General features: G+C 44.2%; 13 protein-coding genes. 11 read left to right on the forward strand and 2 right to left on the reverse strand.

All coding sequences use genetic code 11. The annotated features are described in order from the left end of the window. Position 1: 1 nt before the first annotated feature. The 4 genes from queF to LOR49_RS03860 all read left to right on the forward strand — a co-directional run bounded on the left by queF (position 2) and on the right by LOR49_RS03860 (position 4,207). Positions 2-493 (forward strand): preQ(1) synthase, encoded by a 492-nt coding sequence (gene queF / locus LOR49_RS03845; protein WP_240374785.1) that lies wholly within the window; start codon positions 2-4, stop codon positions 491-493. Positions 494-638: 145 nt separating this feature from the next. Beyond that, the gene (gene coxB / locus LOR49_RS03850) at positions 639-1,667 is read left to right on the forward strand and encodes a cytochrome c oxidase subunit II (protein ID WP_240374786.1); all 1,029 of its coding nucleotides are present in this window, start codon (positions 639-641) and stop codon (positions 1,665-1,667) included. A 1-nt stretch (position 1,668) separates the two neighbouring features. Beyond that, entirely contained in the window at positions 1,669-3,585 is a 1,917-nt protein-coding gene (locus tag LOR49_RS03855) for a cytochrome c oxidase subunit I (RefSeq protein WP_240374787.1), read from the forward strand. Positions 3,586-3,598: 13 nt separating this feature from the next. Beyond that, positions 3,599-4,207 (forward strand): cytochrome c oxidase subunit 3, encoded by a 609-nt coding sequence (locus LOR49_RS03860; RefSeq protein WP_240374788.1) that lies wholly within the window; start codon positions 3,599-3,601, stop codon positions 4,205-4,207. A gap of 39 nt (positions 4,208-4,246) precedes the next feature. Here the strand turns inward: LOR49_RS03860 and LOR49_RS03865 are convergent, their stop codons facing one another. Continuing rightward, positions 4,247-4,558 (reverse strand): hypothetical protein, encoded by a 312-nt coding sequence (locus LOR49_RS03865; RefSeq protein WP_240374789.1) that lies wholly within the window; start codon positions 4,556-4,558, stop codon positions 4,247-4,249. Beyond that, entirely contained in the window at positions 4,551-5,003 is a 453-nt protein-coding gene (locus LOR49_RS03870; protein ID WP_240374790.1) for a DUF948 domain-containing protein, read from the reverse strand. Before LOR49_RS03870 ends, LOR49_RS03865 begins: the two co-directional genes overlap by 8 nt. Positions 5,004-5,233: 230 nt before the next feature. On the opposite strand from LOR49_RS03870, the gene LOR49_RS03875 reads away from it, so the two are divergent. The 7 genes from LOR49_RS03875 (at position 5,234) to scpA (ending at position 15,845) form a co-directional block, all read left to right on the forward strand. Further along, entirely contained in the window at positions 5,234-7,216 is a 1,983-nt protein-coding gene (locus tag LOR49_RS03875) for a DUF342 domain-containing protein (RefSeq protein ID WP_240374791.1), read from the forward strand. 200 nt (positions 7,217-7,416) lie between these two features. Then, the gene (gene accC, locus LOR49_RS03880) at positions 7,417-8,763 is read left to right on the forward strand and encodes an acetyl-CoA carboxylase biotin carboxylase subunit (RefSeq protein WP_240374792.1); all 1,347 of its coding nucleotides are present in this window, start codon (positions 7,417-7,419) and stop codon (positions 8,761-8,763) included. A gap of 26 nt (positions 8,764-8,789) precedes the next feature. After that, on the forward strand, positions 8,790-9,431 hold the full coding sequence (locus LOR49_RS03885; RefSeq protein WP_240374793.1) for a TetR/AcrR family transcriptional regulator: 642 nt from the start codon (positions 8,790-8,792) through the stop codon (positions 9,429-9,431). A gap of 5 nt (positions 9,432-9,436) precedes the next feature. Next, the gene (accB, locus tag LOR49_RS03890; protein WP_240374794.1) at positions 9,437-9,934 is read left to right on the forward strand and encodes an acetyl-CoA carboxylase biotin carboxyl carrier protein; all 498 of its coding nucleotides are present in this window, start codon (positions 9,437-9,439) and stop codon (positions 9,932-9,934) included. A 53-nt stretch (positions 9,935-9,987) separates the two neighbouring features. Further along, the gene (locus LOR49_RS03895; protein WP_240374795.1) at positions 9,988-11,541 is read left to right on the forward strand and encodes an acyl-CoA carboxylase subunit beta; all 1,554 of its coding nucleotides are present in this window, start codon (positions 9,988-9,990) and stop codon (positions 11,539-11,541) included. Between the two features lie 24 nt (positions 11,542-11,565). Then, positions 11,566-13,668, forward strand: coding sequence for a methylmalonyl-CoA mutase family protein (locus LOR49_RS03900; RefSeq protein WP_240374796.1), 2,103 nt, complete (start codon positions 11,566-11,568; stop codon positions 13,666-13,668). After that, positions 13,668-15,845, forward strand: coding sequence for a methylmalonyl-CoA mutase (scpA, locus tag LOR49_RS03905; protein ID WP_240374797.1), 2,178 nt, complete (start codon positions 13,668-13,670; stop codon positions 15,843-15,845). The genes LOR49_RS03900 and scpA overlap by 1 nt, the downstream gene beginning before the upstream one ends. Positions 15,846-15,862: the final 17 nt, after the last annotated feature.

Here is a 15,862-nt window from a genome sequence, read left to right on the forward strand (position 1 = left end):
AATGACAGAGAGAAAAGACGTTGAAGATCTATCTCACCTTGGGAGTGAACAAACGAACTACACATTTTCCTACAATCCATCGGTGTTGGAAACATTTGACAATAGTCATCCGAACCGAGATTATTTTGTTAAATTTAATTGTCCTGAATTTACGACACTGTGTCCGAAAACAGGACAGCCGGATTTTGGTACTATTTATATTAGTTATATTCCCGATGAGAAAATGGTAGAGAGTAAGTCCTTAAAGCTTTACTTATTTAGTTTTAGAAATCACGGAGGTTTTCACGAAGACGCCATGAATGTCATCCTTAACGATTTAGTATCCTTAATGGATCCACGATATATAGAAGTATGGGGGAAATTCACCCCGCGCGGTGGCATTTCCATTGATCCATACGTGAACTACGGAAAAGCAGACACGAGATTTGCGGACATGGCTGCACAACGATTAATGTACCACGACATGTATCCGGAGAAAATTGATAACCGTTAGTAAATGAAACGCTGCAGAGCTATTGTATCTGCGGCGTTTTTTTAATGCACTTGTAATGTTTAAGCAAAAGAGGGTAGGGAAAAGGGAATCAGAGTGGCAAGTTATTAACACGTTGTTTCCGAAAGCAAAGAGAGGAGGCACAGAAATGAAAAGGCGATATGTTGGTGCGTTAATGATAATTTTCCTTTTCCTTTCCGGGTGCCAGATGCGCCTGGACGTTTTAAATCCGGCTGGGGATGTAGCGGCAGGACAACGAGATTTGATTGTGTTCTCGCTCGCGGTGATGATGATTGTCGTAATTGTCGTTGCCATACTGTTTATCTGGTTTCTTTGGAAATACCGCGCTGGGTCGCCCATAGAAAGGAAAGGTCAGATGCTCAAGCATAGCAACAGGAAGTTGGAAATTGCCTGGACTGTTCTTCCTGTGTTATTGCTTGCCTTGATGGCAGTACCGATGTTGATACAGACATATAATTTGGAGACGAAGGCAGATACAGAGACAGATGCTATGCAAATCAATGTGACAGGTCACCGCTACTGGTGGCAGTTTGATTATCCAAACGATAACATCCGGACCGCGCAGGAATTACATCTGCCTGCGAATGAAGAGATAATATTTCATTTGGAGTCATCCGATGTTATCCACTCATTTTGGATACCACAATTAGGTGGAAAAAAAGATGCGATTCCCGGACAGACGAATCAATTATACTTAAAGACTGGAGAACCAGGCATTTATGAAGGGAAATGCGCAGAACTGTGCGGTGCTTCTCATGCAGGCATGCGTTTTCAAGTCATCGTTCACGAGGAAGAAGATTTTAAAAAATGGAAGACAGCTGTCAAGAAGGAAGTGACGCCAAAAGAGGGGGAAACCGTTTCTCATGAAGGGAAACGAGTCTTTCAACAGAATTGCCTTACCTGTCACGCGGCAGACGGAACAGCTGTTCAACATACGAAGGGGCCTAATCTTACCCTCTACGGAGACCGTGAGAAAATTTCAGCTATTCTTCCAAACGACGAAAAGCATTTGAAAGAGTGGATACAGAACCCTGAAAAATTTAAACCGTCAATCGATATGCCCTCCCATAACAATTTAAGTGAGCAGGAATTGAATGCGCTCGTTGACTATCTACATAGTCTTCGTCAAGAAAATGTACTGGAAGGCAGGGAGTGACATGTATTCTATCCCATTTTTCAATACAGAAATTAAACTGGCATCTGATATTATATTTGGCTATATTACTGCTTTTATCTTAGGCGGTGGAGCCTTGTTTTTTATCACTTATAAAAAGAAATGGCTCATTCTCTGGGGTTGGATAAGAACGACCGACCACTTGAAAATTGGAATTATGTATTTGGCAGCTGCCTGTGCATTTTTATTGCGTGGCGGGTTGGATGCAATGTTTATGCGTATGCAGCTCGCGTTTCCCAATATCGATTTTTGGGTGTTTCAAGGGGAAAAGTACAATCAGATGATGACTACTCACGGCACCCTTATGATCTTTTTTGTCGTCATGCCGTTTTTGTTTGGGTTGATGAATGTGGCGATTCCACTGCAAATAGGGGCCAGGGACTTAGCATTTCCTTTTCTGAACGCACTCAGCTTCTGGCTGTTCCTAACCGGAGGAATGCTAGTTAATATTAGCTTTCTATTAGGAGGTTCCCCGGAAGCTGGTTGGACATCTTATGCGCCGCTTGCGATTGATGGATTTACAGGTAATACAGGTAACAATTTCTATGCATTCGGCGTTCAAGTGTCCGGAATCGGAACAATAATGACGGCCATAAATTTTATTGTGACCATTGTAAAGATGCGCGCTCCGGGGATGACGATGCTGCGTATGCCTTTATTTACATGGGGGAGTTTTATCACGGTTATTTTAATACTATTTGCATTCCCGGCGTTAGCAGCTGCGCTGGTACTGCTTACTTTTGATAATATTTTAGCAACCGATTTCTACACGGGTGGGCCAGGCCAGCCTTTGTTATGGCAACATTTATTTTGGATTTTTGGCCATCCGGAGGTATATATTATTATCTTGCCTGCTTTTGGACTGTTTTCCGATATTATCAGTCACTTTGCGAGAAAAGCTGTCTTTGGCTACATGTCGATGATCATTGCTCTTGGCTTAATTGCATTCCTCGGTTTTATGGTTTGGGTCCATCATATGTTTACCGTTGGCTATGGCGTAGCGATTAACGCTATTTTTGCCATCTCGACGATGCTGATTGCGGTCCCGACAGGGATAAAAGTGTTTAACTGGTTGTTCACCATACGGGGCGGGTCTGTACGTTTCCCGACACCGATGCTATTTGCGTTAGGTTTTATTCCGACATTTGTTATGGGTGGTGTCACCGGTGTCATGGTTTCGATGGTCTCTGCTGACTATCAATATCATGACAGTTACTTTGTCGTCGGTCACTTTCATTATGTAATGGTTGGAGGCACTTTGATGGGGATTTTTGCTGGTCTCTATTATTGGATGCCGAAAATGTTTGGTCTTATTCTAAATGAGACGCTTGGAAAGATCCATTTCTGGACATTTTTAGTTGGATTGCATCTTACTTTTTTTCCGATGCATCTCGCGGGATTGAACGGAATGCCACGTCGTGTGTATACGTATTTGCCGGAGGATGATTTATTCGGACTCAATTTCGCCAGTTCCATCGGGGCAATTATTATGGCCTTTAGTACCGCAGTTTTTCTATTCAATCTCATCCGCAGTTTCCTCAAGAAGGAAGGCGACGCAGAAGGGGATGCTTGGGGAGATGGCCGCAATTTAGAATGGTCTATCCCATCACCGGCCCCGGAACATCGCTGGAGCAAACTTCCTGTAGTAAGAAGCAGAGACCCTTTTTGGGCAGCAAAAGAACAACATCAAGGTCGGCTTGAGTATGAAACGGAAGCTCAGCCTTATGTGGAAGAAGGAAACACGATACTCCCCGTGTTGATCAGTGGTTTCTTTTTTGTTGCTTCTTTTGGATTTATTTTCGGTCTGCATTGGGTCGGAACTGCTGGGATAGCATTGATATTTGCGACCATGATTGTCCGCTCGTTAACATTTGATAAAAACATTACGTTGTCACGGTAAGGAGGGATGCTTTGTGGACAAAGCAGGAAGGGTGGAAACAAGCAGCAAAAATGACTGGGCCGGATCACTCGATCGGTTTGGCATGTGGATGTTTGTCGGAGCAGAGACGATATTGTTTCTATGTTTTTTCGCCACTTATTTAGTTTCCAGTGTCAGTACGCTGGACGGTCCCGTTCCAAAAGAACTGCTTGAGCTGAAGTCTATTCTACTCCCAACCTTTTTGTTGCTATCAAGTAGTTGGACCTTTTATCGAGCAGAAAAACATTTTAAAAATGACGGAGTACGGGGAACAATGGTGTGGCTTGGTATTACGCTCCTTTGTGCGCTTCTTTTCCTTGGGTTTGAAGCACATGAATTTACAAGCTATATAGGGAAAGGCTATACGATAACTACCTCGCCTTTCTTGGCTGCTTTCTATGTACTCGTTGGCACGCACGGCGCCCACGTCTTATTCGGTTCAGTCTGGATGATGCTGATTTTATGGCACTGTTTTAGGAAAAAAACCAAGTGGACTAATTGGAAAAAGTTGCAAGCATTCGCGATATACTGGCACTTCGTAGATACCGTATGGGTTTTTATCTTCATTATTGTGTATGTGCTGGGTTCACAAGGGGCGTATTAATAGAAGATAAGGATAAAAAAACGGCGTTTGAGAATTCCCTCAAACGCCGTTTTTCCGGGCGGCGGAAAGCCACGCTTCTTCTTGCAGTTCGTCCATTTTGCCATATATCAGCTCGTAGCGTACACGGCCGGATTTCCACATTTTTTCCGTTTCGGATTGCAGGCGCTTAGCACTGCGGCCTGGGGCGTCTTTTAACGCGGCGGCCGCTTTGCCGGCTTTCTGTCGTGATGTGTGACCGTCTGTCGGTGCGGTAAAGAGTGCGGCGAGAAACATAATGGCAAAACCGAAACCGGCTCCGAGTAGGAATGGTTGCTTGTTCCTCGTTCTGCCTGCTGATGTTTTTTTACTCATAATGATCGTCCTCTTGTTTTAAATCTTTCAGTGCTTTTCGTTTCTGGAATAGAAAGTAAGCGAGAGATGCCAATCCGTATACTCCATTTAAGTCTTTCTTCTGAATGAGTTCTTTGCCTTCGGTTGTGTTTTTCTTCATCGAAGCTGTTACGTCTACCAACGAGGAAGAAAGCTTACGAGAAGCTTCCCCGGCATCGCTTAAAATATAGAATAAAGGGTTCAAGGTTCTAATTTTTTCATTTAAGTCCTCCAGTGTTTCACTGCTTTGATGAATGACTTCACTCGTCTCCTTCAACACCTCGTCTAGCTGGTCGGGTAGTTTTTCTACCGTTTCATTCACACCATGCAGTACTTGGCTGACATTATTAAGTGTTTTAATCAGAAAAATGACGAGAACAGCAAATGCAATTGCGACAATAAGTACTCCAATGCCTACTAAGTCCATAAAATCATATCCCTCCAACTGTTTTTTGCTTAATGGTTACTACATTTCGTTAAGACAAGGATTCGACAAAAAACAGGCAAACCCTGCCGTAAATAACAATTCCACTTCTCAAGCTTATTCAAACCTTTTTACGATTGTCAACCTTATAGGTAAAGGCTATACTAATAGTATAAGCTATAATATGTTAGATACGTCTGTGGATAAGTTTAAATAATGAAAGAAGTGGGGCTATGGAGCGTGTATTAGAATTCAAAGATGTAACCTTTGAGAAGGCAGTTTCTAAAGCAGAACGGGCTTTTCAAAAGTCGCGCAAAAGCCTGAAAATTGACATATTATCTGAAAGCAAAGGAGGACTCTTCGGACTTAAAAAGCAGCAAGTGACGATTCAGGCACGTCTGCTTCCGTCCGATGCCGAAAAGGTACCAGAAAGCGGACCAGCTGATCATGAACGTATTTTAAAAGGAAAAGCCTGGGTGAAGGAAGGTAAAATTCACAGCTGTGACGGCGAAGAGGAGTATCCGCAAATTGAACCGAGAGAAGGCCTTATCCTTCGTTGTAATGGGGAAGAAATAACAGAAACGACGAGAATTCGCGAAAGGGATGAATGGTCTGTAGAAGCTCTCGGGGAACACGTCGAAACATCGTGGAAAATATCAATTAGTGCTGATAAACAAAGTGCTGAATTACTCGTCACACCGGGGTACGTAATAGAGAGAACCCTACTCGACTGCCATCCCCAGGAGGTGCTTACACCTTGCATCGAGGAGCAAAAACAACTGCATAACAGCTTGACAGCAGAGGATGTTGTGGCAAAGCTAAAAGAGTTAAAAATAAACTATGGTATCGACCCTCAACAGATCAAGCTTGCTTGTGAAACGCTTGAGACAGATACGTTTGCTATCGCGCATGGAAAATCACCTGTTAACGGGATAAATGGGAAGCTGGACTACCAGGTGGAGATTAAACCAAAACGAATGGCTGCGAAAATTACCGATGACGGACGTGCTGATTTCCGTGAATCGAGTTATATACCTACGATTTTGGAAGGGGAAACTCTAGCTTATGTAAAGCCACCTACAGAAGGAACAGCCGGAATAAACATTCACGGCGAAGAAGTCCCCGCAAAAGCTGGAATACCGGTGGTCATTCGGACAGGGGACGGAACTCGATTTGTAAAGGAAGAACAAAAGATAATTACAGAAAAAGCAGGCAGACCTCACGTAGAAAATAAAGGGAAACTAATTTACGTTACGATAATGCCAAGCCTTGTACATCAAGGGAACGTTAATTTGGAAAGCGGCAACTTGAAATTTGTGGGTGATATCCACGTACACGGCAATGTGGATGAGACGATGAAAGTGGAAGCAGACGGAGAGGCGATTATAGAAGGCCATGTCATAAATGCGACAGTTCGAGCCGGCCATGCTTTGAATATTACCCATAACGTCATTAACAGTAAAGTGAGCGCAGGAAATTACCATCGTTCCTTGCCAGAACTAGAAGAGCAACTTGTAGAGCTGTCTACAGAACTAACGCAGATCATTGCAGGCATCAGACAGTTGCAGCAAACATCCGCTGTCCATGAAAAGGCCGACAGTCAAGCCGGCTTAAGAACTTTATTAAACTTATTATTAAATAATAAATATAAATCGTTTATCCCACGTACGAGGACGTTGATGAAAGAAATAGAAAGAGAAAAAGAAGTCTTGGATGAAGGATGGGTCGCATTGTCGCAGCAACTGTACCGGACTTTTATTATTTTACATAAGGATGGGCTGAGAAGTTTAGACGATTTACGTATTTTGAATGAACAGATGCTGGCCCTTCAAGAAGGAGACGAGACGTTCTCTTTTTCCAACTCTGATGTGTCATTTGTTTATGCCATGAACAGTGAGGTGTTCAGTGCTAATGACGTGAAAGTGACTGGAAAAGGCTGTAACCACACGAATGTCTATGCTGCAGGGAAAGCAACCGTAGCACGTTCCTTTATCGGAGGAAAGATTTATGCTGGTAAAGGCATCCAAGTCGGGGTGTCTGGTTCCAGGTCGGGAGTAGAAACCTTCTTGGAAGTACCAGAACAAGCTGAAATTCATATCGAAACAGCGATGGAAGACACGATTTTGAAGGTCGGAAAAAGAAGATATGAATGTACAGAAGAACTTCGTCATGTAAGAGCTCGTCTAAATAAAAACGGAGATCTGCTATTAAAATGAGAAAACGAGCACACTCTTGTTTGAAAGGGCAGGAGTGTTTTTCGTTTTCACAAGAACAGCAGCTTAAAAGATATTATTGACATATTGTTTAAATTTTTCTACAATAAACTCAGACTGACTAGTCGGTTCGGGTTGAGGCGGCTAATGTCAGGAGACGAACGAAAAAAATTACAGTGGAAAAAGGAAAGAGGGTGTCAAGTGTGTTTAAGAAGATTCTAATCGCGAATCGTGGAGAAATTGCGGTTCGGATTATCCGGGCCTGCAAGGAAATGGGTATCGAGACGGTAGCAGTATATTCGGAGGCTGACCGAGAAGCCTTGCACGTCATGATGGCAGACGAAGCTTACTGCATTGGACCACCGTCTTCTGCGGATAGTTACTTAAAGAAAACAAACTTGATTGCAACCGCGTTAAAAACAGGAGCAGATGCCATTCATCCTGGATATGGCTTTTTAGCGGAAAACGCAGAATTTGCGGAGATTTGTGAAGATCATGAGATTACGTTCATTGGACCGTCTCCTGAGGCAATTAATAAAATGGGAGCTAAAGCGGTCGCGCGCGACACGATGGAAGCCGCAGGAGTGCCAATCGTTCCAGGGACAGACGGCATTATCGAAAACGAAGAAGATGCACTAACGATTGCGGAAAAAATCGGCTACCCTGTCATCGTTAAAGCTACTGCCGGCGGCGGTGGAAAAGGAATGCGGACAGCGGCGGATCCTGACGATTTGAAGAAGGCCATCAGTATGGCACAGCGTGAGGCTGAAACAGCATTTGGCGATGCAGGAGTGTACATGGAAAAGTTTGTTGAAGAACCTCGCCACGTTGAAATTCAAATTATGGCCGATTCCCATGGTAATGTCGTACACTTCGGCGAACGTGATTGTTCCATTCAGCGACGGCACCAAAAATTGGTCGAAGAAGCACCTTCGCCCGCACTTGATCAAGATATTCGTGAGGCGATGGGAGAAGCAGCTGTTAAAGCGGCGAAGGCGGTAAATTACTGTGGAGCAGGAACCGTTGAATTCCTCTTGGATAAACATAAAAAGTTTTATTTCATGGAAATGAATACGCGTATTCAAGTGGAGCACCCTGTCACCGAAGAGGTAACAGGTACAGACTTAATTAAGGAACAGATCTGGGCTGCAGCCGGGAAAACACTATCCATCAAACAGGATGACATTCTGATAGACGGATGGGCGATTGAATGCCGTATTAATGCTGAGAATCCAGCCAAAAACTTTATGCCATCACCAGGAAAGATTGAGACATACTTGCCGCCTGGCGGTTTAGGTATACGGGTCGATAGTGCCGCTTATCCCGGCTATACCATTGTTCCCTTTTATGATTCTATGGTCGCGAAGTTAATTGTAAAAGGAAAAACGCGTGAAGAAGCGGTTTCGCGGATGAAGAGAGCACTTTCGGAATTTGTCGTGGAAGGCGTAGACACAACGATTCCTTTTCATCTCAAACTAATGGATCACCCTGATTTTCAAAAAGGAGATTTTAATACGACATTTTTAGAAAATCATACTATTATGGATTGAGGTTGGAAAGAAAGCAGGTGAAAGGAGTGCCACGCAAATCAACAAAAGAACGCATTATCGCAGCAGCACTTCAGCTTTTTGAAGAATACGGGTTTCACGCCGTTACGGTTGATAAAATAGTTAAAAATAGCAACACCTCCAAAGGCGGCTTTTATCATAATTTTAAATCAAAAGATGAATTGCTTTACACGATACATGATTCTTTTATTACGTATGTGATAGACAAAGCAGCGGATGCCCATTCCAGCTATGCAACTCCTGCAGAACAGCTGTATGAAACCATTCGTTCGTTTGTGAAGATGTTTGAAATGTACCGGGCCCATGTGACGGTGTTTTACCAGGAAAGTTTGTATTTATCTCCCTCTTATTTCGACAGTATTAAGAAAAAACGTGACCAGTACAAAATTATGATGTTTACGGTTGTGGAGGAAGGGATTCAACGAGGGGAATTTCGAAAAGAACTACCGGTTCCAATCACATCGATGGCGATTTTCGGTATGATCAATTGGACATACAAGTGGTATAAAGCAGATGGGAAGTTTACTATTCAAGAAATAGCCGACATATATGCCGATTTAATTATGCAGTCGGTATTAACTGAAAAAGCTCGAAAAAACCAAGCTTATCAGCATTTCTTTCTTAAAAATAATGAAATAGTCAAGGAGTGATAAAATTGTTTAAAGTGAACGAGATTAAAGAACTTATTCGGGCAGTAGACAAGTCAGGAATTGGTGAATTAGAGATTCGTGGAGAAAATAAGGAAAAACTGACGATAAAAAAAGAAGTGTCCGCTGCTGCCACCGTTTCCACAGGAGAGCCTAAAGAAACAGCACCTGCACCACAGCCGTCTGCCCCGCTCCCTGCTGCATCTGCTGAACCTAAAGAAGAAGCTCCAGCACCGGTCTCAAAAGAAAACGACACTGCTGCTGATGAAACGTTGCACAAAATTACTTCTCCGATGGTCGGGACGTTTTACCGGTCACCTTCTCCTGAAGCCGATCCATATGTGAAAGAAGGAGACAAGGTGTCAGAGGAAACGATCGTTTGCATTGTAGAAGCGATGAAATTGATGAATGAGCTAGAGGCTGAAACTTCTGGAGAAATCGTAGAGATTCTTGTTGAAAATGGTGAACTTGTAGAATATGGACAGCCGCTCTTCCTCGTCAAATAGCCGCAATGTCAAAGCAATACAACGCGTGCGTTTTTTAAAAGGAGGAAATTTCAATGAGTGATATATTTGACCACATTGACGAGATGGAGCAGAGGCGTGATAAAGTAAAACTGGGCGGCGGGGAAGACCGGATCGATGCTCAACACGAGCGCGGAAAATTAACGGCCCGTGAACGCATTGACTTCCTCGCGGATGAAGGCTCCTTTGTCGAGGTAAATCCATTTATCGAAAATCGCGGGATGGACTATGGCGATACTGAGGCACCAGGCGAAGGTGTTGTTACCGGCTATGCTAAAGTAGAGGGAAGGCTGATCTTCTTATTTGCCCAGGACTTTACCGTTTTCGGCGGTGCATTGGGAGAAATGCACGCTTTAAAAATTGCCAAAATAATGGATCTGGCAGCAGAAAACGGTGCCCCGATAATCGGATTAAATGATTCAGGCGGCGCCCGCATTCAAGAAGGAGTGCTCTCCCTCGACGGGTACGGACACGTGTTTTATCGTAATTCAATCTATTCCGGGGTGGTGCCCCAGATCTCAGTCATTATGGGACCTTGTGCAGGAGGAGCCGTTTATTCGCCTGCGATAACTGATTTCGTTTTTATGGTCGAAAAGACGAGCCAAATGTTTATTACCGGACCAAAAGTAATTGAAAGCGTAACAGGGGCGAAGATTAACAGTGAGGATCTTGGCGGCGCCAAAGTACATTCGTCCAAAAGTGGTAACGCTCATTTTACTGCTCCGACGGAAGAAGAGACACTTGAGGCGGTGCGGCGCTTAATCAGTTACTTACCCTCGAACTATGAGGAAAAACCACCTTCTAAAACGCCTGTCAGCCTTGTCCACGCGGAAGAGCGGATGAATGAAATGCTCGATATTGTGCCAACCGACAGTACAAAAGTGTACGACGTCCGTAAAGTAATCAAGCTGCTTGTTGATAATGAAGATTTTATGGAAATCCAGCCAAGTTTTGCAAAAAATATTGTTATCGGCTTTGGTAGAGTGAACGGTGAAACGATTGGCGTCGTAGCGAATAATCCGAAGATGATGGCAGGAGGACTAGACATTGATTCCTCTGATAAGTGTTCACGATTTATTCGTTTCTGTGATTGCTTTAATATCCCGATCCTCACTCTTGAAGATGTAAGCGGCTTTATTCCAGGGGTCCAGCAGGAACACGGCGGAATTATCCGTCATGGTGCTAAGATATTATACGCCTATTCAGAAGCAACCGTACCGAAAATAACCGTTATTTTACGTAAAGCCTTTGGCGGGGCTTATGTTGCCCTCAACAGTAAAGCAATAGGGGCGGATATGGTATTTGCCTGGCCAAACGCTGAAATTGCTGTGATGGGGCCTGAAGGTGCGGCGAATATTATTTTTGCCAAAGAGATCAAGGAAAGTGCAGATCCCGAGAAAACGCGGCAAGAGAAAATTCAAGAGTACCGGGAACGTTTTGCGAACCCTTATATAGCCGCAAGCAACGGAATGGTAGACGACGTCATTGACCCTCGGGATACACGAAAGTATTTAATTAATTCCTTGGATATGCTGCGCAATAAAAAGAAAGAAACTCCTAAGAAAAAACACGGCAATATTCCCTTGTAGCCGAGAGCAGAAAGGAAGAAAAAAATGAAAGAGGAATTACAAAACGTATTAAAGGATATTTGTGCCTTTCCTGTTCCTAGTGAAGAAGAGTGGTATGAAGCTGCTGCCAAGTCACTAAAAGGAAAATCTGTAGAGAAAATGTTGTATACGGAAACAGATGAAGGAATCACATTGAAACCGCTATATTTTGAACACGACAGAGAGAAACTTACTTATGCAAATAGCTTACCTGGGTATTCCCCGCATTTGCGGGGAATGAAAGTCCTTCCGGAAAAACCCCATCCTTGGGAGATAACGCAAAAAGTGGTAGAAAGAACTCCGGAAGCGGCGGGTCAAGAAGTTAGTGAAGGGTTAGCGAAAGGCCAGCATGGAATAACGATTCAATTAAATGAAGCAATTTTAGCTGGAGAGAAACTACACATAGATAACGTGGGAGACATTGGAGTATTAGCATCAGATGCAGAGGATTTTGCTGAATTATTTGCGGGTATTAATTGGGAAGATCATTCGATTTATATAGATGCAGGACCAGATGTCCTCCCAGTTTTTGCTCTGTGGGCGGCAGCTGCAGAGGAAAAAGGAGGCCTTTCCAAGGCAAAGGGTAGCGTTGCGGCTGATCCACTCGGCCATTGGGTGAAAACAGGGAGCCTGCCTGTTTCCTTAGAAACTTGCTATGACCACGCCGCGAAAATTATCGAATGGTGTAAAGAAAAAGATGTTGCTGTCCGTACAATTCTTGTAACCAGTGAGCCATATCACAATGGAAGCGCCAGCGCAGTAGAAGAAATAGCTTATACGATGGCGGCAGCAGTAGCGTATATTCGTGCCTTGCAGGAGAGAGGAATTCCCGCGCAGGAAGCCGTCTCATCGTTCCAATTCCGCTATCCGGCCGGTGCTTCTTTCTTTATGGAGATTGCAAAGTTCCGGGCTGCGCGTCTACTCTGGTCCAATATCCAGGAAGCTTTTGGGATTGATGAAACAGAGCGCGTTATGCACGTTCAGGGGACGACCTCCAAAAGGACAAAAGCAAAATACGATCCGTATGTTAACATGCTGCGGGCTACCACAGAATCATTTGCGGCAGCCGCAGGTGGTGCTGATAGTCTGGAAGTTGCTCCGTTTGATGAAGCATTTCAGCGTCCTACTGCTTTTTCCAAACGAATTGCTAGAAATACACAAATTATTTTGCAGGAAGAAGCCCATGTCGGACGTACCATAGACAGTGGCGGTGGTTCTTTTTACATCGAACAATTAACAGATGAATTAGCAGCGAAATCGTGGGAGTTATTCCAGGAGATCGAAGGAGAAGGCGGACTTGAAGTGAGCCTTCACGAAGGTGGGCCGCAAAAACGAGTAGAGACGCGCCGAGCTGAAAAAGAAAACCAAGTAGAAAAACAGCAGCGCGTATTTGTCGGAGTGAATAAATATGCGGATATTCAAGAAAAACCTGTTTCGGTTACCCCTGAAGATGATATTGAACAAGTAAGCCGGTTTATTAAGCGTTCTAATGAAAAGCGTCCAGCTGTTACGGATGATTCCTTAAATCATTCGGATAACGTCGTAGAGGATGCCATTACAGCAGCAAAAAATGGTGCACCTGTGTCTGCACTTGCCAAAAAAAGCGGCTGGGGCTTACATGTAGAGAAAATCACTCCGCTGGCGCCGATGCGGGAAGCAGAAATGTTCGAAAAGCTACGCGAAAATGCTGAAAAATATAAAGAGCGAAACAACCAAGAACTTTCCGCTTTGTTGGTAACGTTAGGTCCACTTGCTGCTCATAAAGCGCGTGCTGATTTTGCGTCTGGATTTTTACAGACGGGTGGCTTCCATGTGAAACGAACAGAAGGAGTGCAGGAAGCAGAAGAAGCAGCACAAGCAGCTGCGGAAGCGGAGGAGTCCATCATTGTGTTATGTGGAGCAGATGCCGCGTATGAGGAGCTTGCTCTTCCTGCTATCCGCCTGATGAAAGAAAAGGCACCTGAAAAAACGATATTACTCGCTGGCAAACTTTCATCAGAGCAAGAACAGGAATATGCAGACAATGGTTTAGATGACACCATTCATCTCCGCTCTAATTTGTATAAAACATTAACATGGCTGCAAAGTGTGGAAGGAGCTAAGGTTTAATGAAAAATCCAGATTTTACAAAAATTGCATACAATGCTGTACAGTCATCAGATGATTTTAAACAGTGGGAGGAAAAAGTAGAGGAAACAACTGGGAAAAACGCAGAGAAGCATTTTTCAAGAACCGGTGAAAGACTTCGAGTCCAGCCCCTTTACACAGAAGAAGATACGAAGGATTTACCGCATACCGGATATGTATCAGGAATTGCTCCTTTTTTACGAGGGCCGTACCCGGGCATGTATAAAACAAGACCATGGACGGTCCGGCAATATGCCGGCTATTCCACTGCCGAAGAATCAAACGCATTTTACCGGCGGAATCTGGCTGCAGGGCAAAAAGGGTTGTCGATCGCGTTTGACCTGGCGACACATCGCGGCTACGATTCGGATCATCCCCGTGTTGTTGGAGATGTCGGCAAGGCCGGAGTTGCGGTGGATTCCATTTTAGATATGAAAGTATTGTTTGATGGAATCCCATTAGATCAAATGTCAGTTTCAATGACAATGAATGGGGCTGTACTTCCGATTATGGCTTTTTATATTGTCGCTGCTGAGGAGCAAGGGGTCAGTCAAGAGAAATTGACAGGTACCATTCAGAACGACATTTTGAAAGAATACATGGTGCGGAATACGTACATTTATCCTCCTGAAATGTCGATGAAAATTATAGCTGATATTTTTGCTTATACGTCGGAGCATATGCCGAAATTCAACAGCATATCCATCTCCGGTTATCATATGCAGGAGGCGGGAGCAACGGCTGACCTTGAGCTTGGATATACACTGGCGGACGGTCTTGAATATGTAAGAACGGGGTTAAAAGCAGGGCTTGATATTGATCAGTTTGCCCCGCGTCTGTCTTTCTTTTGGGCGATTGGCATGGATCACTACATGGAAATTGCTAAAATGCGGGCAGCACGGCTCTTATGGGCTCGTTTAATAAAACCGTTTCAACCGAAAAATGAAAAATCAATGGCGCTACGGACCCATTCGCAAACATCTGGCTGGAGTCTTACGGAGCAAGACCCATACAATAATGTGATCCGGACGTGTGTCGAAGCAATGGCAGCGTCTATGGGACACACCCAGTCTTTGCATACGAATGCTCTTGACGAAGCGATTGCGCTTCCAACTGATTTTTCGGCGCGGATCGCCCGTAACACGCAGTTGTACTTGCAAGAAGAAACAGGTATGACCAATGTCGTTGACCCATGGGGTGGATCCTACTATGTAGAAAGACTAACGGCAGAACTTGCTCAAAAAGCTTGGGAACATATACAGGAAATTGATGAAGCCGGCGGGATGACGAAAGCCATTGAAGCAGGACTTCCAAAGATGCGAATTGAGGAAGCGGCGGCACGCAGACAGGCACATATTGACTCAGGACGCGAAACAGTAGTCGGCATCAATAAGTATAGGCTTGAAAAAGAAGATCCACTTGATATTCTTGATATTGACAATACAGCGGTTCGTGAAGCGCAGTTGGAACGTCTTGCGAAACTACGTGCTGAGCGTGATGAAGATAAAACGAAGTCATGCTTGAACGCACTTGCCAAAGCTGCAGAAACAGGGGAAGGCAACCTTTTGAAACTTGCAGTCGATGCTGCTCGGGCTCGCGCGAGTCTTGGTGAAATATCCGATGCTATTGAGAAATCGGCAGGACGTCATCAAGCGATTATTCGCTCGATAAGCGGAGTATACAGTGCGGAATTTGGAGAGGAAGAGCTTATGAATGAAGTTCGCCAATTAACAGACGAATTTGCCGAAAAAGAAGGACGGCGTCCACGGATCATGGTTGCCAAGATGGGGCAGGACGGACACGACCGTGGTGCGAAAGTGATCTCAACTGCTTTTGCGGATCTCGGATTTGATGTGGATATCGGTCCTTTATTCCAGACACCAGAAGAAGCGGCAAGACAAGCTGTTGAAAATGATGTTCATATTTTAGGAATGAGTTCACTTGCAGCTGGCCATAAGACACTTCTTCCGCAAGTAAAAGAAGAGTTAAGAAAACAGGGACGAGATGACATTGTCATTGTCATCGGCGGTGTTATCCCAGCTCAAGATTACGATTATTTACGAGAAAAGGGAGCTTCAGCTATTTTTGGACCAGGTACCGTGATCCCTGCTGCTGCCAAGCAAGTGATGGCTGAAGTAAATAAACGACTTGAAGAATAAATAGCCAGACATTCAAA

The sequence above is a fragment of the Bacillus piscicola genome (genome assembly GCF_022458745.1).
Taxonomy (GTDB): Bacteria; Bacillota; Bacilli; order Bacillales; family Marinococcaceae; genus Alteribacillus_A; species Alteribacillus_A piscicola.

Excerpts from the sequence above, each read along its gene's own strand:
- queF (WP_240374785.1), top strand. The coding sequence starts at position 2 with ATGACAGAGAGAAAAGACGTTGAAGATCTATCTCACCTTGGGAGTGAA.
- coxB (WP_240374786.1), top strand. The coding sequence starts at position 639 with ATGAAAAGGCGATATGTTGGTGCGTTAATGATAATTTTCCTTTTCCTT.
- LOR49_RS03855 (WP_240374787.1), top strand. The coding sequence starts at position 1,669 with ATGTATTCTATCCCATTTTTCAATACAGAAATTAAACTGGCATCTGAT.
- LOR49_RS03865 (WP_240374789.1), bottom strand. The coding sequence starts at position 4,558 with ATGAGTAAAAAAACATCAGCAGGCAGAACGAGGAACAAGCAACCATTC.
- LOR49_RS03870 (WP_240374790.1), bottom strand. The coding sequence starts at position 5,003 with ATGGACTTAGTAGGCATTGGAGTACTTATTGTCGCAATTGCATTTGCT.
- LOR49_RS03875 (WP_240374791.1), top strand. The coding sequence starts at position 5,234 with ATGGAGCGTGTATTAGAATTCAAAGATGTAACCTTTGAGAAGGCAGTT.
- LOR49_RS03895 (WP_240374795.1), top strand. The coding sequence starts at position 9,988 with ATGAGTGATATATTTGACCACATTGACGAGATGGAGCAGAGGCGTGAT.
- LOR49_RS03900 (WP_240374796.1), top strand. The coding sequence starts at position 11,566 with ATGAAAGAGGAATTACAAAACGTATTAAAGGATATTTGTGCCTTTCCT.
- scpA (WP_240374797.1), top strand. The coding sequence starts at position 13,668 with ATGAAAAATCCAGATTTTACAAAAATTGCATACAATGCTGTACAGTCA.